The sequence below is a fragment of the Bizionia paragorgiae genome (assembly GCF_900107625.1).
Taxonomy (GTDB): domain Bacteria; phylum Bacteroidota; class Bacteroidia; order Flavobacteriales; family Flavobacteriaceae; genus Bizionia; species Bizionia paragorgiae.
Genome location: NZ_FNQK01000007.1, coordinates 110,006 through 126,466, shown reverse-complemented (window position 1 = coordinate 126,466; position 16,461 = coordinate 110,006). Strand labels below are relative to the sequence as shown.

The window sequence follows — 16,461 nt, the reverse complement described above, 5'->3', positions numbered from 1 at the left end:
TTTTAAATCGGTGTTGCCACCATTAAAGCGGTATTAATTAGGTGCTTATATCGAACCTCGAATCTCGCTCTTTTTTTTGTTGTGTCAAAATTCGTTTGTGTTAAATAATATTTAAAAGTAACGACACATTAATGTAAAATATACACTAAAGTAAAGAGGGCAATAGAAATCCATAGCAGTATCGCTAATGCTACTGGTTTTATGCCTGTTGTTTTAATGTCTTGAATTGAAATAGTAGAACCCACTAAAAATAAGGTCAGAACTAATAAGCGTTTTGAGACCGTAACTATACTGTTGGTTATATTTTCAGGAATGAGGTGTAGACTATTAATACAGATGGCCCCAACAAACAAAAGTATAAAATAAGGGATTTTTATTTTTTCGCCTTTTGTTTTAAAGAGGAGCATAGAAAAAAGTGATAATGGGATAATCCAAAGTGTTCGCGCTAATTTTACAGTTGTTGCAATGCGCAGCGCTTCGTCGCCATAACTTAACGCAGCGCCCACTACCGAGCTTGTATCATGAATGGCAATGGCGCACCAAAGGCCAAATTGCTCTTGGGAGAGTTCAAAATAATGCCCTAAAGGAGGGAACACCAGTAGCGCAACCGAGTTTAATAAGAAAATGATTGCTAGAGCCATACTAATAGTTTCACTCTTAGCTTTTATTACGGGTGAAATTGCCGCTATAGCGCTACCTCCACAAATAGCCGTTCCAGAGGTGATTAAATGCCCCAGTTTCCGGTCTGTTTTAAAGGCATGTGTTAGTAGTATTCCGAGGCTCACTGTGAGTAAAATAGAAAGGAGGGTGAGCGTAAAACTCTCTGTGCTCGTTACTAAGGTTTCTTTTATAAACATGCCAAACCCCAAACCTACAATAGCTATTTTTAATAAGTAGCCAACCGCTTTTTTACTTTGAGACTTAAATGGGTTTTTGAGAAGTATAGCAAAGCTAAAACCTAAAACTAAGGCCATAACACTATCGATAAAACCTAATATTGCAATAGCGGCAAGGACAAAAAAAAGGGTTTTGTGTAACAGGGTTTTCATTGTGACTAAATTATTAAAACAGCAAATTTACACTACTGTTATAACCTTTATGCACATTAAAAAGTGATGTGGGATAACTATAAGTTATGAATGGTTGTTGCGGAAGAATTTTTCGATGGTATCCATGACTCTTGACTGATAACCAGTGCGACAGACAAAATGAAACCAGCGTTCCATAGTTAAATCTGAAATATCTATTATGCGAAGTTTATTATTTTTTAAATCTTCACTAACAGCATTTATAGAGATTAAGGCATAGTTGTTAGAGTAATATAAGTAGTTTTTAATAGCTTCGGTACTGTTTAAAGTGACCACAGTATTGAGGTTTGAAATACCATTTTTGTTTAGAAAGTCATACATAATATCTCGTGTGCCAGAGCCAGACTCACGTTCTATTATAGGTAATTGTTGTAGGATTTCACGATTAATAATTCCGTTTTTAAAATCGGGATTATTAGCATGGGTGACCAGTACAATTTCATCTTTTATAAATGGCGTGAACTGAAGTATTCTATTCGACTCTTTACCTTCGGTAATCCCAAAATCTAAGTGTTGGTTTACAATTAGCGCTTCGATATCTTCCGAGTTCCCACTTTTAATTTTAAAAGTTATTTCCGGATATTGTAGTCTAAACTTAGCAATTATTTTTGGAATGATATAATTGGCCAAGGTGGTACTCACACCAAAAGTGATTTGTTTTGGTAGGTCTTCTCTTAAATTTAAAAACTGATTGTCGATTTCAGAATAAATGGCTAAAATTCTGTCCGCATAAATTAAAAAGGCTTTGCCGTTTTCTGTAAGTTCAATGGCATTGCGGTGTCTTAAAAAGAAGGTGGATTTATATTCAGATTCTAAAGTTCTAATCGCTTTAGAAACCGCAGGTTGAGAAATATACAAATCTTCGGCGGCTTTTGTAAAGCTTAAATGATTAGCAACGGTTTTAAAAATTTGTAATTTCGTTTTCATAAGACGAGCTGTTTTTCTGATTCCCCAGCCTATTTAATGGTTATTCACCCAATAGTGATTAGGCATTTAAAGCCTGAATAAAACCATTTGCTAGAAGGTGCTTTTAGCGGTAAAACTGCATGTCGTCAATATACTTCCATACGTGTTCTGGTACTAGCGGCCTTATGTTTTTACCTTCTTTTATAGCGTTGCGAATATATGTTGAAGACAATTGCATAATTGGCGCATCTACCCGTTGAATTTTTGGGTGGCTATTAAACTGGGTATCAACAGTGCCTTCAGCGATTCTAGGGTACACATAAATAGAATGGTATTCTAATATGAGCTCGTAATTTTTCCACTTATGAAACCCTTTTAAATTATCTTCTCCCATGATAAGGGAAAAATCATGATTTGGAAATTTCTCCTTTAAATAGGTGAGTGTGTTGATCGTATAGTTAGGCTGAGGTAAATTAAACTCGATGTCACTAGGTTTTAGATTGTCGTAGTCTTTTGTTGCCAGATGCACCATTTCTAAACGGTCGTAGTTATCGAGTAGGGTGCTTTTCTTTTTAAACGGACTATGAGGTGTGACAACAAACCAAACCTGATCTAAGTCGCTGTTTTCTGCCATTTGATTGGCGATAATTAAATGGCCAACATGAATGGGGTTAAAAGAGCCAAAAAACAGACCTATTTTCATAATTACGGTGTTTTAATTTTAACTGTTTATAAAATTTTCAACTGTAGTTTCTGCTTCTGCAAGCGCCTTGTCTAAATTATCATTTTCTATAATCACATCAAAAAGAGGTGCAGTGGCAAGTTCTGCCGATGCTTTTGCTACACGCATATTAATTTTATCGTCGCTTTCTGTTTTTCTATTTTTTAATCTAATCTTTAGCTCATCGATACTTGGTGGCTTAACAAAAATAGATAAACACTGTTCAGGAAATTTTCGTTTAATACGCAATCCTCCAGACACATCAATATCAAAAATCACGTGTTTACCCAAAGCCCAAAGCCTTTCGACCTCTGCTTTTAAAGTTCCGTAAAAATTATCTCTATAAACTTCTTCCCATTCTAGGAATTCATCAGCTTTAATTTTGCTTTTAAATTCTTCAGTCGATAAAAAGTAGTAGTCTTCTTGATCTACTTCTTCACCGCGTTTTTCGCGAGAGGTGGCAGAGATAGAAAACGCTAAGTTAAGAGCGTCGTTATTTAATAAATGTCTAACAATTGTTGTTTTTCCGGATCCTGAGGGAGCAGAAAAAACGATTAATTTACCTTGTTTTGTGTTGTTTGCTGTGGTCACAGATTTTAATTTTGGTACGTGCTAATTACAGTACGTTTAGTAATTGTTCTTTAATTTTTTCTAACTCGTCCTTCATTTTCACGACCAATTGTTGCATTGGTGCAAAGTTGCTTTTTGAGCCTATAGTATTAATTTCTCGGCCCATTTCTTGAGAGATAAACCCTAATTTTTTTCCGTTAGAATCTTCAGAGTCTAAAGCCTCTAAAAAATAGTCTAAGTGGTTTTTTAAGCGTACTTTTTCTTCGGTTATATCGAATTTTTCGATGTAATAAACTAACTCTTGTTCAAAGCGGTTTTCATCGTATTTCTCCTTGAGTTCTTCAACGCCTTTTTTTAAGCGTTCTCTAACGCCTTCGATTCGTTCAGGATCCATTGCGATGATTTCCTCTAATACACTAGCAATCGATGCTACGCGATTTCTAAAATCGGCTTCCAATACTTTACCTTCATCCAATCGGTAGGTTTTAATACTTTCAATAGCCTTTTTAATTTCAGCTTCTATAGTCTTCCATTCGGTTTCGTCGATTTCTTCACGCTCTGTATTTAAAGCATCAGGAAACCGGACCGCCATTTTTAAAAGCTCCACTTCATCACCATCTACAACGGCTTTTAATTGTTCGATATACTGCTTTACAACAGGCGTGTTAATTTTTGCTGAGGTGTCTTCGGCAGTAGTTTCAACATAAATAGAAAAATCGACCTTTCCACGGTCTAATTCTCGGGCAATTAATTTGCGTAGTGGGAGTTCTTTTTCTCTATAAATAGAAGGCATTCTGGCATTTAAATCCAGGTTTTTACTATTTAGCGATTTGAGTTCTATCGATATCTTTTTTGTTGGTAACTGCACTACAGATTTACCGTAGCCTGTCATGGAATGTATCATAAGCTTTATGTATAAAGTTGTGCAAAGGTAATGAAAACAGAGTGTATAGAAAACCTTTTAATTTATTATGCATGCACAGTAAAATTATGTAGTTTTGAACTAAAATAAAAAAGATAATGTACACGAAACAATTTGAAATACGATGGAGTGATGTGGATGCGAATAGGCACCTAGCAAATTCTGCTTATACGAACTTTATGAGTCATACGCGTATGGCTTTTTTAATAGAGAAAGGGTTTACCATGAAAGAATTGGCAATACATAATATTGGTCCTGTAGTTTTTTACGAGCATATGTTTTATTTTAAAGAAGCGTTTATGGGGCAGCCAATAACGGTGAGTCTTGAAGTTTCAGGTTTGAGTGAAGATGGTTCGTTTTTTAAATTTGATCATAATTTTTACAACCATAAAGGAGAAAATTTAGCATTTTGTGAAATGTTTGGCTCTTGGATCGATTTAAAAGAACGAAAAATAACAGAGCTACCACAGGAGTTACTGGACATAGCCAACCATTTCCCAAAGTCGAAAGATTTTAAAATACTCACCAAAGAAGATGCGCGAGCTAAAGGACGCAGACCCGTAAATTTGGAGCTATAGTTTAACCTTCTACTTTTGGTTTTTTAGTCACTAAATAGACTCCCGAAAATATTAAAGCGGAAGCGATAAGTTTTACACTACTTAAACTATCGCTTCCCATTATAATTGCAAATAGTCCGGCAATTATGGGTTGGATGTATATAAATATACTTACTGTTGAAGCTTTTAAATGGCGTAGTGCTAACGGATTTAAGGTGTAGGTTCCAAACGTAGCACCAACCACTACAAATGCAATAGAGAAGTAAATATAAGAAGGGAATGACGAGTAGTCTATAGCCAAAAAGTCTCGTATTCCAAAGGGCGTTACAAGGATTAACCCAAATAGAAACACCCATTTTATAAAGGTGAAAGGATGGTATTTATCGGTTAATTTTTTAATAATTATTATATAAATACTATAAGAAATTGCATTTATTAAAACCAATAAATTCCCAAGTGGCACATTGTCGGCTATACGTGTTGATTTACCATATACAGTTAAAACAATGGCACCAATACAGGCGAGAATAACCCCTGTAATTTTAAGCGCTGTTAAACGTTCTTTCAAGTAAAAAGTGGACAGTATTAAAACTATAATAGGTACAATGGTGGTAATTACGGCGGCATGAATTGGGGTGGTGTATTCTAAACCTTTAAAAAATAGTAGCATATTGGTGGCTACACCAAAAACAGCGGCGAAAAATAAGGTAAGAAAATCTTTCCGAAGAATTTTTTCTTTAGGCCCCATGCTACTAAAGAGCCAAAACAGTAAAGTAGCCCCGCCAACTCTAAAAATAATAAAGGCAAATGGCGTTACATAACCTCCAGCAATAACATCTTTAGCAAAGGTAAAATTTAACCCGTAAAGCAGCTGTACTGTAAAGGCAGCAATGAGCGCCCAAACCCTAAACTTCATTTAAAGCCTGTTTAACAGCTTCTACATTTTTCTTAGAATTTCCTATGTATATGGTATTGTTTATAATAAAAACAGGGCGGCTTAGAAAGGTGTAATGTTCTAAAATATAGTTTTTATAATCAGATTCGGTTAAGGATTTGTTTTTTAAATCCATCGTTTTGTACAAGGTTGCTCGTCTACTAAACAGCGCTTCATAGCTTCCTGCTAATTCTCCCATCTGTTCTAATTGCTTTTCGGTGATGGGTTCGCTTTTAATATCCTGTAAAACAAAATCTGAAGGAAGATTCAATTCTTTTAAAATTCTAGAACAGGTACTACACGTTTTTAAATAGTATACTTTTTTCATCTTTCAGGTGGGTTTGTGAGTGCAAAATAAATTTAATTTAACAAAAAAGGAGTACTTTTATCTAAAATTATAATTATGACATTTGCATTCGATATTACTTTAAAAAATAGAGCCCTTTTAAAAAGTATTTTAGAAAACTATAGCTTAGAGGATTTAAATAAAGTACCCGATGGGTTTAAGAATAATCTTATTTGGAATATAGCACATACCGTTGTTACCCAACAGTTATTGGTGTATAACTTATCAGGATTACCAATGAATGTGTCGGATGATATGGTTGCCAAATACAAAAAAGGAACAAAAACCGAGCATGTGGCTTCCCAAGAAGAAGTTGACGATATTAAAAGTTTGTTGTTTTCTACTGTAGAGCAAATGGCAACGGACTATAACAACCAACGTTTTAAAACGTATACAGCTTATACGGTGTCAACAAATAGTACACTTCGTAATGTAGAAGATGCAATAGCGTTTAATAACTTCCATGAGGGCATTCACTTAGGCTATATTTTAGCGCTTAAAAAGTCACTTTAGAATTTTAAATATGAATTGGCAACAGTATAAGGAATTGTAAATTCTAAAGGGTCATTTGCAGGGCTACTTAAGCGATCGTAGAAAATAATTATGCCTTCTTCGCTAAACCCTAAATGGTCAGGAAGAGAAAACGGATCGTCGTTAAGCTCTAAATTACTTTCTTTATACCCTGTTTCTAACTCTTTATCATAATACTTTTTAACCAGGGTTTTAAAAGCGTTAATGTCGGTTATTAAATCGGTAGTTTCCAATTCTTTACCGGTTTCTGTATCAAAATTAAAGAATTTCATATTAAAAACACCTTGCGCCCCACCGGTATTAATACTCGAGTTCATTACGATGCAAATTAATGCTTCGTTTTGATATATTATTTCACCATCGATTAAGGCTTCCCAAGAGGGAAGTTCGGTTAAAAGTGTTTTTCCGATTTCAGTTTTAAAGGCAGTATAAGACTTGTTAAATGCAGAAATGTTTTCCTCTATTGTTGGGTGAGCGGTATTTGCGGAGTCGACTGTTAATGCAGTATTGGTGTAGCTTGCTAGTGCGTTGTTTATTGCTTTAGCAGCTTCCGTATTCCCTTCAGCTTTGGGGATGTTAATCTCCACAATCGTTTCGTTTTCTGAAATGATTTCAGTTGTTATAAATACGAGTGTGTTATCTTTTTCACAACTCAACAAGCTAATTGAAAGCATTAGGATTAAAAGGTATTGAAATGGCTTTAATGCGAAACTGTTAAACATAGTTTAAAGATGTTAATGGAATTTGAATAGAACGAATTAAGCGTTAATTTAGTTGTAATCAAAAAATATTAGGATGAAATTTAATACAAAAACAATTCATGGCAAACAATCTCCAGATCCAGCTTACGGAGCAGTGATGCCACCCATATATCAAACTACGACCTATGCCCAATCTACTCCTGGTGGACACAAAGGTTTTGAGTATTCTAGAAGTAGCAACCCTACACGTCAGGCTTTAGAAAATGCTTTAGCAAGTATAGAAAATGGGGAGTTCGGATTGGCTTTTGGTTCTGGCTTAGCCGCGATAGATGCGGTTATGAAACTATTAAAACCAGGAGATGAAGTGATTTCAACTAGCGATTTATACGGTGGGTCTTACCGTTTGTTTACCTCTATTTTTGAAGGTTTTGGTATTAAGTTTCATTTCGTGAATATGGGAGAGCCATCTACTATCGAGCAGTATATAAACGCGAAAACAAAACTAATTTGGGTAGAAACGCCTACAAATCCGATGCTGAATATTATTGATGTTAAGGCCGCTGTGGCCATAGCTAAAAAACACAAGGTGTTATTGGCTGTCGATAATACATTTGCCACGCCTTATTTGCAACAACCTTTGGAGTTAGGTGCCGATATTGTGATGCACTCTGCGACTAAATATCTCGGTGGGCACAGTGATGTTGTTATGGGTGCTTTGGTAGTTAAAGATCAGGCCTTGGCGAAGCAGTTATATTTTATTCAAAATGCTTGTGGTGCAATTTGTGGACCTCAAGATGCTTTTCTTGTTTTAAGAGGAATTAAAACCTTGCATATTAGAATGCAGCGCCATTGTGAAAATGGTAAAGCAGTAGCGGAGTATCTGGCAGCCCACCCTAAAGTAGAGAGCGTGTATTGGCCTGGTTTCGAAACACATCCTAATCACCCTATTGCAAAAGAACAAATGACTGGTTTTGGTGGGATGCTTTCATTTACAACGAAAGGCAATAATTATAAAGAAGCTATTAAAACCGTAGAGCGATTTAAACTGTTTACTCTTGCCGAGTCCTTAGGAGGTGTAGAGTCTTTGGCCGGACACCCAGCGAGTATGACACATGCAAGTATTCCAAAAGCAGATCGTGAAAAAACAGGTGTGGTAGATTCTTTAATTCGCCTTAGTGTAGGAATCGAAGATATAGAAGATTTAATAAAGGATTTAAAACAAGCTTTAGGATAGTGTTTTATAAGTACTCATCCAGGTAAAGAATGTAGTCAAAATTTAACCAAACCAACCAATCGTTGTATTTATTATAGCTTAATCCATAGTTTAAACCATCAACCCAATCGCTAAGGTAATGTTGACCGCGCAGATCTATCATTAAATCCGTCATGGTATTTAATTTATAGCGTACTACACTGGTTACAGTAGACCATGTGGTTGCTGAGCTTACATTAATTGGATTTGGTAATCCAGGAGCGGACCAAGGGGTATAAAAGTTATTTAGATTTTTAATATTACCCGGGTTACCTTCCCCCATATATGAAGTACTTACTTTAGGGTTTTAAGAAACATTATGAAACCAGCAGTTATAAATGGGTCCCAACGACTTGAAAAGGCTTGAAAATCCCTAATGTTTAATGGGAAATATTCTAATTGCATCCCGACATTAAAATTATTCGCTTCCCCTTTGTGGTCTCGTAAGCGTTGCGCTTCATCACTCGTTTTTGAGGGATCTACAAATATTCCGAAACCTGCTAAATTGGTTTTGTTACAGGATGACTTTGTTCTAATTTTAAAATGGTCATAAAAATAATCGACAGTATACCTACCTCGATTAGATCTATAGGCGAACTCTAAAAAGTGTACAATCCCTATTCCTAAGCCTACGTTACCAGCATTCGTATCCCAGTTGGTACGCACACCATAATCCGATTTAAAAGCGACCGGACCTATAATTACACCTGTTTCATGGGTAATTCTGATTTGTGAAAAAACAAATCTCGAAACATAAAAATGAGAAATTTAGAGTACTTTAAAGTACAAAGATTTAAAATTATGGTAACTTAAAGGTTATTAATAATATAACTCATAAAGTTATTGATCTTATCACATTATTATAATAAAAGCTTTAAATTGATGTAAGGTGAAATGTAATACAATAAATTTAAGTTTTGGTCTATAAATTAGTGGTGTTACTGGTAATTAATTTAAACTTTTTTAATTATGGATTCTAAAATTAAAGACTTTTTTAATGCGGTTAAGAATAAGAATCGTAATGAAGATGAGTTTCTGCAAGCGGTTTATGAAGTAGCCGAAATAGTAATTCCTTTTATTGAGCAAACACCTAAGTATCAAAATAGGATGCTTTTGGAGCGGATGGTCGAGCCCGAAAGAGTAATTATGTTCCGTGTATCTTGGGTGGATGATTCAGGGAAAGTGCTAGTCAACCGCGGGTTTAGAGTTGAGTTTAATTCTGCTATCGGACCGTATAAAGGTGGTTTACGATTTCATCCCTCTGTTAATTTAAGTATTCTAAAATTTTCAGGATTCGAACAAGTTTTTAAAAATAGTTTAACCAGTCTGCCTTTAGGAGGCGGTAAAGGAGGGAGTGATTTTAACCCTAAGGGAAAGAGTGATAATGAGGTGATGCGGTTTTGTCAGTCATTTATGAGTGAATTATATAGGCATATTGGCGAAAACACAGATGTTCCAGCAGGAGATATGGGAGTAGGTGCTCGTGAAATAGGTTTTCTATTTGGGTATTATAAAAAATTAAAAAATGAATTTACAGGTGTGTTAACCGGCAAGGGCTTGTCTTATGGAGGGTCTTTAATTCGGCCAGAGGCTACTGGTTATGGTTGTGTGTATTTTATTCAAAGTATGTTACAGCGGATAAATGACGCCATAAAAAATAAAACGGTTGTCATATCTGGCTCTGGGAATGTCGCTCAGTATGCCTGTGAAAAAGTAACAGAGTTAGGAGGGAAGGTTGTTGCAATGTCTGATTCTTCGGGATATATTTATGATAAGGAAGGTATCAACACTGAAAAGTTAAAGGTCATTATGACCATAAAAAATGAAAATAGAGGGCGTATTCAAGACTATCTTAATACGTATAAACAGGCTAAATATTTTAGCGGCGAGCGCCCTTGGGCTGTTCCATGTGATATTGCTATTCCTTGTGCGACTCAAAATGAATTAAATAAGGAAGAAGCTGAGGTGTTGGTTAAGAATAAGGTGCTGGTGGTCGCCGAAGGTGCAAATATGCCATCAACCCCCGATGCAATTGCGGTTTTTCAGAATTCTAATGTATTGTTCGCTCCAGGAAAAGCAGCGAATGCTGGAGGGGTAGCAACATCGGGGTTGGAGATGAGCCAAAATGCTATACGGTTAAGTTGGACTAAAGAGGAGGTCGATAACAAGCTAAAAGATATAATGAAGCACATCCACTCTTCTTGTGAAACTTATGGGGTTAATGATATAGGAGGTGTAGACTATGTTAAAGGAGCTAATATTGCAGGGTTTGTAAAAGTTGCCGATGCGATCATCGCACAAGGCGTGGTATAGGGATCATGTTTAAACTGTAATAAAAAGCTCCTTCTAAGGGGCTTTATTGTTTTTTGTATATATTTTTGTAGTAATTAACGTTATACTAGATATATCGAATATTGAACGCATGAAAATTAAAACCTTACTTATACTTTTATTTTTAATTCCTGCATTAAACTATGCTCAAGATTTTACTAGAGATTGGCAAGGGTATTTCAGTTATTTAGATATTAAGGATATTTCTCAAAGCGCTAATCTGGTGTTTGGTGCAGCAGATAATGCTATTTTTATTTACAATACTCAAACCAATGAAATGGATAAGCTTTCTACCATTAATGGGTTGTCTGGAGAGCCTATTTCTGCAATTAAATATGCCGAGAATCAAGGTGTTTTATTAATTGGTTTTGATAATGGTTTAGTGCAAGTCTATAGCGAGTCTACAAATAAATTTACTACGGTTGTCGATATTTTAAATAAACCGTCGATTCCTCCCATAGATAAAAAAATAAACCATTTTAGAGTGTATAATGGTTTTGCCTATATTTCTACAGATTATGGAATTTCCTTATACGACATTCAAAATTTAGAGTTTGGAGACACTTATTTTATTGGAAATGGCGGAGCGCAATTAAAGGTGAATCAAACGGCAATAAATGATGGTTTTATTTATGCCGCTACAACTTCCGGAATGCGAAGAGCAGATGTATCCAGTCCTAACTTGGTTAATTTTCAAGAGTGGCAGTTAATTAATGCTTTTAATTGGGTTGGTGTGGAGTCTTTAAATAATAAACTCTATGCATTGCGAAATGTGAATAAATTATATGAATTGGTAAATACTACATTCGTTGAGCGTGTGTCGTATAATACAACGTCTGTTCAAATACAATCTGAAGAAAATAGATTACAAATTACAACCTTAAAATCCTTTTATGTTTATGATGAAAATTTAAGCCTTCTATCGCAGTCTGATGTGGTGAGTGACTTTAATACAGAGTTTACTTCAGGAATTAGTATCGGAGACTATGCATATATTGGAACAAAAGGTGATTTTGATACTGGACGTATTGGATTTGGTGTTTTAAAAGCTTCATTTAATGCGCCTTTAGAGTATAAAGAAGTTCATCCTGATAGCCCAATTTCAAATAATGCTTTTGCTATAGCTGCTGCAGATAAAAATCTATGGATAACGTATGGTGATTATTCCGTGTCTTTTAATCCTTTTCCTTTAAGAACACGAGGATTTAGTCATTTAAAACAAGACGAATGGGTTAATATCCCGTTCGATAGTGTGTTAGGAGCAGTGAATTTAAATAAGATTAATGTAAACCCTTTAAATTATAATCAGGTTTTTATCAACTCTTTTGTACATGGCTTGTTGGAAGTTAATAATGACATTCCAGAAGTATTATACAGTGTGAATAATAGTAGTTTTCAATCCTCTAGCGCGTCCGTAATTGATATACGCAATAGTGCTTCGGTAATCGATAAAGACGGTGTTTTGTGGTGTACCAATGCAAAAACGACTAGTCCTTTAAAGTCCTTTAATATGAGTACTGGAGCTTGGGGGAGTTATAATTTTAGTGCGATACTTCCTACGGCAAACTCGGAGTTTGGATATGGCGATATGGATGTGGACGATAATGGAGTGAAATGGATAGGTGGTTATAAATCAGGAATTATTGGTTTCGATAATACTGGAGGTGAAAACCTATTAAAAAATATTTCTACAGAAGACTTAAACATGCCTATAGCCCAGGTGTATAGTGTTGCTGTAGATAATAGTAACACCGTTTGGATAGGTACGGGAAAGGGATTGCGAGTAATTTATAGTGGATCAGATTTTTTTAGCAATCCTAACTTTAAGGTGTCTTCAATTATTGTTTTAGATAATGGTACGGCAAGCGAATTACTTTACCAGCAGTTTATAACGAGTATCGAAGTGGATGGATCTAATAATAAATGGATTTCAACATTAGGAACGGGGGTGTACTATTTATCTGCCGATGGACAGAAAACCATTTACCATTTTACTATGGATAACTCACCACTACCATCAAACAACATAGTAGATATTGCTTTAGATGAGGTTAATGGTATAGTTTATATGGCTACCGATAAAGGTGTTGTGTCCTTTAAGAGTGATACTTCCAAGGCACAAGAAAGTTTAGAAAACGCATTTGTTTATCCAAATCCAGTACGTCCTACCTTTAATATTAATCAAGAAAAAGTAAAAATTAAAGGTCTTACCAAAAATGTAAATATAAAAATCACGGATATTGAAGGGAATTTAGTGACTGAAGCTGAATCGCGAACGAATACTAAATTTAGAGGCTATAATTTAGAAGTTGATGGGGGAACAGCCTTATGGAATGGTAAAAATTTAGCCGGTAAAACCGTGGCGTCTGGAGTTTACCTCATTTTATTATCAGATTTAGATAGCTTTGAAACCAAAGTGCTAAAAATAATGGTGGTACGCTAATGTTTACGGCCACAAAAGCAATAGTGCTATCGAAAATTAAGTATAAAGACAATGACTTAATTGTTAAATGCTATACTCAAAAGGAGGGCATTGTTAGTTATTTATTACGCGGTGTTTTCAAATCAAAAAAAGCCTATTCTAAAGTCGCTTATTTTCAGGAGTTATCACAACTTCATTTGGTTACCGACCACAAAGAGAAACGCGGATTACAATATATTAAAGAAGTTAAAACGAGTTACTTGTACAGTACTTTGCATACGCATGTTTTAAAAAGTGCTATTGTGATGTTTTTAGCTGAAGTGCTATCCAGTTCTTTACAAGAAGAAGAGCAAAACGATACGCTCTTTAACTTTTTAGAGGCCACCTTGCAATGGCTTGATACTAATGAAACTTACGCTAATTTTCATCTGCTATTTCTATTAAACCTATCTAAGCATCTTGGGTTTTATCCCGATAAAACAGCGATAGATGCACCGTACTTTAATTTGTATGATGGCGAGTTCCAATATTTGAAAGAAAGTAAGTATTGCATTTCGGGAGAAAACTTAATACTTTTAAAACAGCTATTGGGCACAAATTTTGATGCTTTAGAATTAGTGAAAATAAATGGGTCTCAACGGCAAGCCTTTTTAGGGGTTATGTTGCTGTATTTTGAGTTGCATTTAGGGGCATTTAAAAAACCAAAATCTCTACAAGTCTTCAATGAAGTATTTAGCTAAGTGTGTAAATAAAAAATATTTTAGTGTGTTATGTGCAGTGTTACTCTCATGTTTGGTACACGGACAGACGATTCAAATAGTAGATCACGACACCCATGAGCCTATAGCCGGAGTTGCTGTTTTTAATAAAGAGAAAACATTAAGCGAGGTGAGTGATTTTAAGGGAGAAGTTAATCTCTCACGTTTTAATTTTGACGATAAAGTTTATTTTAAGCATATAGCATATCAGCTAAAAAAAATTAAAAAATCAACACTTAAAAAGTCAGTAGTCGTTCTTGAAGCGAATAATGAAGCTCTAGACGAAATAGTTATTTCTGCCTCTCGATTTAAGCAGGACAAGCGCGATATTCCCAATAAAATTATTAGTTTAAATGCTAAATCTATAGCCTTAAGTAATCCGCAAACTAGTGCTGATGCTTTAGAGAATACCGGACAAGTGTATATTCAGAAAAGTCAGTTGGGTGGTGGTAGTCCTATAATTAGAGGGTTTTCGACCAATAGACTTTTGATTACTGTAGATGGTGTGCGTATGAATAATGCTATCTTTAGAGGAGGCAACCTTCAAAATGTGATTGCTATCGATCCTTTTTCAATACAAAAAACGGAGGTAACCTTAGGTGCAGGATCTATTATTTATGGTAGTGATGCTATCGGGGGTGTTATGAGTTTTTATACACAAAAGCCGCAACTCTCTTATTCAGATAAACTATACACAAAAGCCCAAGCTGTTATACGCTATGCCAGTGCAAATCAGGAAAAAACAGCGCATGTAGATTTTAATTTTGGAAAAGAAAAATGGGCGTTTTTATCTCATGTGAGTTATAGCTATTTCGATGATTTGCGAATGGGTACAAACGGACCTACGGACTATTTAAGACCAGAGTATGTTGTGACGCAACAAGGAGAAGATGTGGTGATTAAAAATGCAAACCCTAGACTTCAAAAGCAAACGGGTTACGAGCAAATCAATCTCATGCAAAAAGTGCGTTTTGAGCCCAAAGAAAATTTAAGTTTTGATTTGGGAGTGTTTTATACCACAACGTCAAATACTCCAAGATACGATCGCTTGATTCGCTATAAGGGAGATGTTTTAAAATCTGCCGAGTGGTATTATGGGCCTCAACGATGGTTTATGACTAATTTAAACGTGACGAAACTAAGTAGTGGTTCAAATTTATACGATAAAATTCAGGCTACTGTGGCGTTCCAAAATTTTCAAGAAAGTAGGGTAGATAGAAATTTTAATTCGATTTCACGATCCATTAAAGAGGAAGCTGTCAATGCCTTGTCTTTTAATTTAGATTTAGAGAAAAGATTAAGCGATAAGACCGTATTTCATTACGGTGCAGAATATATTTATAACCACGTGGGGTCTAGTGCTAAAAAGGAGAATATACTAACAGGCGAAACGGCACACACGGTATCTAGATATCCTAATGGTGCACGATGGCAATCGGCAGCAATTTATTCGAGTTTAAAATACAAACCCAATACTAACTTTGTTTTTCAAACGGGCTTGAGGTATAATTACATCACTTCTTTTGCCGATTTTAAAGCCAATAACGCTTATTTAAATTTACCCTTTTCAGAGTCTAAAAATACGGCAGATGCCTTAACAGGGTCGGCAGGGGTTAGTTGGTTGCCTAATGAAACGCTGCAATGGCGCTTTAATTTATCGACTGCTTTTAGAGCACCGAATATTGATGATATAGGTAAGGTATTCGATTCTGAGCCTGGTGCTGTTGTTGTGCCAAATGCTAATTTGAAATCGGAGTATGCCTATGGTGGGGAGTTGGGGTTAACTTTAAACTTTAGTGATAAGGTGGTACTTGATGCCGCTACGTATTATACCTATTTAGATGATGCTTTAGTGCGTAAAGATGGTGATTTAAACGGAGAGACAGAGATTATGTATAATGGCGAGTTAAGTACAGTACAATCCCTTCAAAATGCTTCTGAGGCCCGTATTTACGGATTCGAACTGGGGACAAAAATTAATATTTCAGAAGCTTTTAAAATAACCTCTCAGTACTCAGTCGTAAGTGGTTCTGAAACTACAAATACTGTTGAGGTACCTGTAAGACACGTTGCTCCCAATTTTGGAAATACACACTTTATATGGCAAAATAATAAATTGACTACCGATGCCTATTTAAAATACAATAGCGAACTGTCGTTTTACAAGTTAGCACCTTCAGAAATAAATAAAGACTATATCTATGCCTTAGATGCTAATGGTCAGCCCTATTCGCCATCGTGGTATACACTTAATTTTAGATTGCAGTACCAAGTTAACGAGGCTATTATGTTAACCTCTAGTTTAGAGAATATAACCGATGAGCGTTACAAAACGTATTCGTCAGGAATTGCTGCTCCAGGTAGAAATCTTATTTTATCCTTAAAATACACACTGTAAAAAGAAGAGCAGGCTTACTACTTC

Annotated in this window: 17 protein-coding genes; 7 read left to right on the top strand and 10 right to left on the bottom strand. The window is 35.5% G+C overall.

All coding sequences use genetic code 11. The features are described from left to right. Nucleotides 1-128: 128 nt before the first annotated feature. From BLV64_RS06730 to BLV64_RS06710, 5 genes are all read right to left on the bottom strand, one after another. Nucleotides 129-1,049, bottom strand: coding sequence for a YeiH family protein (locus BLV64_RS06730; RefSeq protein ID WP_092133434.1), 921 nt, complete (start codon nt 1,047-1,049; stop codon nt 129-131). Nucleotides 1,050-1,133: 84 nt separating this feature from the next. Beyond that, the gene (locus BLV64_RS06725) at nt 1,134-2,015 is read right to left on the bottom strand and encodes a LysR substrate-binding domain-containing protein (protein ID WP_092133433.1); all 882 of its coding nucleotides are present in this window, start codon (nt 2,013-2,015) and stop codon (nt 1,134-1,136) included. Nucleotides 2,016-2,118: 103 nt separating this feature from the next. Continuing rightward, nucleotides 2,119-2,697: a nicotinate (nicotinamide) nucleotide adenylyltransferase gene (gene nadD, locus BLV64_RS06720; RefSeq protein WP_092133432.1), complete on the bottom strand. Its 579-nt coding sequence runs from the start codon at nt 2,695-2,697 to the stop codon at nt 2,119-2,121. An 18-nt stretch (nt 2,698-2,715) separates the two neighbouring features. Beyond that, entirely contained in the window at nt 2,716-3,306 is a 591-nt protein-coding gene (gene gmk / locus BLV64_RS06715; RefSeq protein WP_092133431.1) for a guanylate kinase, read from the bottom strand. Between the two features lie 25 nt (nt 3,307-3,331). Then, complete coding sequence (locus BLV64_RS06710) at nt 3,332-4,189, bottom strand: YicC/YloC family endoribonuclease (protein ID WP_092133430.1); 858 nt, start codon at nt 4,187-4,189, stop codon at nt 3,332-3,334. A 116-nt stretch (nt 4,190-4,305) separates the two neighbouring features. Here BLV64_RS06710 and BLV64_RS06705 point away from each other — a divergent pair, with 116 nt between their 5' ends. Continuing rightward, nucleotides 4,306-4,785, top strand: coding sequence for an acyl-CoA thioesterase (locus BLV64_RS06705; protein ID WP_092133429.1), 480 nt, complete (start codon nt 4,306-4,308; stop codon nt 4,783-4,785). A gap of 1 nt (nt 4,786) precedes the next feature. On the opposite strand, the gene BLV64_RS06700 is transcribed toward BLV64_RS06705, so the two are convergent. Together BLV64_RS06700 and BLV64_RS06695 are read right to left on the bottom strand one after the other, a co-directional pair. Further along, nucleotides 4,787-5,680 carry a DMT family transporter gene (locus tag BLV64_RS06700; RefSeq protein WP_092133428.1) on the bottom strand — a complete coding sequence of 298 codons (894 nt, stop codon included), beginning with the start codon at nt 5,678-5,680 and terminating at the stop codon, nt 4,787-4,789. Continuing rightward, on the bottom strand, nt 5,670-6,026 hold the full coding sequence (locus tag BLV64_RS06695) for an arsenate reductase family protein (RefSeq protein ID WP_092133427.1): 357 nt from the start codon (nt 6,024-6,026) through the stop codon (nt 5,670-5,672). The genes BLV64_RS06700 and BLV64_RS06695 overlap by 11 nt, the downstream gene beginning before the upstream one ends. A 75-nt stretch (nt 6,027-6,101) precedes the next feature. Here BLV64_RS06695 and BLV64_RS06690 point away from each other — a divergent pair, with 75 nt between their 5' ends. After that, a complete protein-coding gene (locus BLV64_RS06690; protein WP_092133426.1) occupies nt 6,102-6,557 on the top strand; it encodes a DinB family protein in 456 nt (151 codons plus the stop codon). On the opposite strand, the gene BLV64_RS06685 is transcribed toward BLV64_RS06690, so the two are convergent. After that, entirely contained in the window at nt 6,554-7,297 is a 744-nt protein-coding gene (locus BLV64_RS06685; RefSeq protein WP_092133425.1) for a PdaC/SigV domain-containing protein, read from the bottom strand. The genes BLV64_RS06690 and BLV64_RS06685 overlap by 4 nt on opposite strands. A 73-nt stretch (nt 7,298-7,370) precedes the next feature. Between BLV64_RS06685 and BLV64_RS06680 the strand changes: the two genes are divergently transcribed. After that, entirely contained in the window at nt 7,371-8,510 is a 1,140-nt protein-coding gene (locus BLV64_RS06680) for a cystathionine gamma-synthase (RefSeq protein WP_092133424.1), read from the top strand. A gap of 4 nt (nt 8,511-8,514) precedes the next feature. Here BLV64_RS06680 and BLV64_RS14710 read toward each other — a convergent pair whose 3' ends face one another. Next, nucleotides 8,515-8,811: a hypothetical protein gene (locus BLV64_RS14710; RefSeq protein ID WP_245705877.1), complete on the bottom strand. Its 297-nt coding sequence runs from the start codon at nt 8,809-8,811 to the stop codon at nt 8,515-8,517. Between the two features lie 11 nt (nt 8,812-8,822). Then, nucleotides 8,823-9,227, bottom strand: coding sequence for a THC0290_0291 family protein (locus BLV64_RS14705; protein WP_449374823.1), 405 nt, complete (start codon nt 9,225-9,227; stop codon nt 8,823-8,825). A gap of 270 nt (nt 9,228-9,497) precedes the next feature. On the opposite strand from BLV64_RS14705, the gene gdhA reads away from it, so the two are divergent. The 4 genes from gdhA to BLV64_RS06655 all read left to right on the top strand — a co-directional run bounded on the left by gdhA (nt 9,498) and on the right by BLV64_RS06655 (nt 16,437). Further along, nucleotides 9,498-10,841 (top strand): NADP-specific glutamate dehydrogenase, encoded by a 1,344-nt coding sequence (gdhA, locus tag BLV64_RS06670; RefSeq protein ID WP_092133423.1) that lies wholly within the window; start codon nt 9,498-9,500, stop codon nt 10,839-10,841. Between the two features lie 109 nt (nt 10,842-10,950). Beyond that, the gene (gene porZ / locus BLV64_RS06665) at nt 10,951-13,302 is read left to right on the top strand and encodes a type IX secretion system anionic LPS delivery protein PorZ (RefSeq protein WP_092133478.1); all 2,352 of its coding nucleotides are present in this window, start codon (nt 10,951-10,953) and stop codon (nt 13,300-13,302) included. Beyond that, nucleotides 13,302-14,021 carry a DNA repair protein RecO gene (gene recO, locus BLV64_RS06660; RefSeq protein ID WP_092133422.1) on the top strand — a complete coding sequence of 240 codons (720 nt, stop codon included), beginning with the start codon at nt 13,302-13,304 and terminating at the stop codon, nt 14,019-14,021. The genes porZ and recO overlap by 1 nt, the downstream gene beginning before the upstream one ends. Continuing rightward, on the top strand, nt 14,005-16,437 hold the full coding sequence (locus BLV64_RS06655) for a TonB-dependent receptor (protein ID WP_092133421.1): 2,433 nt from the start codon (nt 14,005-14,007) through the stop codon (nt 16,435-16,437). The genes recO and BLV64_RS06655 overlap by 17 nt, the downstream gene beginning before the upstream one ends. Nucleotides 16,438-16,461: the final 24 nt, after the last annotated feature.

Coding starts and splice junctions, on each gene's coding strand:
- BLV64_RS06730 (WP_092133434.1), bottom strand. CDS start 1,049: ATGAAAACCCTGTTACACAAAACCCTTTTTTTTGTCCTTGCCGCTATT.
- BLV64_RS06725 (WP_092133433.1), bottom strand. CDS start 2,015: ATGAAAACGAAATTACAAATTTTTAAAACCGTTGCTAATCATTTAAGC.
- nadD (WP_092133432.1), bottom strand. CDS start 2,697: ATGAAAATAGGTCTGTTTTTTGGCTCTTTTAACCCCATTCATGTTGGC.
- BLV64_RS06710 (WP_092133430.1), bottom strand. CDS start 4,189: ATGATACATTCCATGACAGGCTACGGTAAATCTGTAGTGCAGTTACCA.
- BLV64_RS06705 (WP_092133429.1), top strand. CDS start 4,306: ATGTACACGAAACAATTTGAAATACGATGGAGTGATGTGGATGCGAAT.
- BLV64_RS06700 (WP_092133428.1), bottom strand. CDS start 5,680: ATGAAGTTTAGGGTTTGGGCGCTCATTGCTGCCTTTACAGTACAGCTG.
- BLV64_RS06695 (WP_092133427.1), bottom strand. CDS start 6,026: ATGAAAAAAGTATACTATTTAAAAACGTGTAGTACCTGTTCTAGAATT.
- BLV64_RS06690 (WP_092133426.1), top strand. CDS start 6,102: ATGACATTTGCATTCGATATTACTTTAAAAAATAGAGCCCTTTTAAAA.
- BLV64_RS06685 (WP_092133425.1), bottom strand. CDS start 7,297: ATGTTTAACAGTTTCGCATTAAAGCCATTTCAATACCTTTTAATCCTA.
- BLV64_RS06680 (WP_092133424.1), top strand. CDS start 7,371: ATGAAATTTAATACAAAAACAATTCATGGCAAACAATCTCCAGATCCA.
- BLV64_RS14710 (WP_245705877.1), bottom strand. CDS start 8,811: ATGGGGGAAGGTAACCCGGGTAATATTAAAAATCTAAATAACTTTTAT.
- gdhA (WP_092133423.1), top strand. CDS start 9,498: ATGGATTCTAAAATTAAAGACTTTTTTAATGCGGTTAAGAATAAGAAT.
- porZ (WP_092133478.1), top strand. CDS start 10,951: ATGAAAATTAAAACCTTACTTATACTTTTATTTTTAATTCCTGCATTA.
- recO (WP_092133422.1), top strand. CDS start 13,302: ATGTTTACGGCCACAAAAGCAATAGTGCTATCGAAAATTAAGTATAAA.
- BLV64_RS06655 (WP_092133421.1), top strand. CDS start 14,005: ATGAAGTATTTAGCTAAGTGTGTAAATAAAAAATATTTTAGTGTGTTA.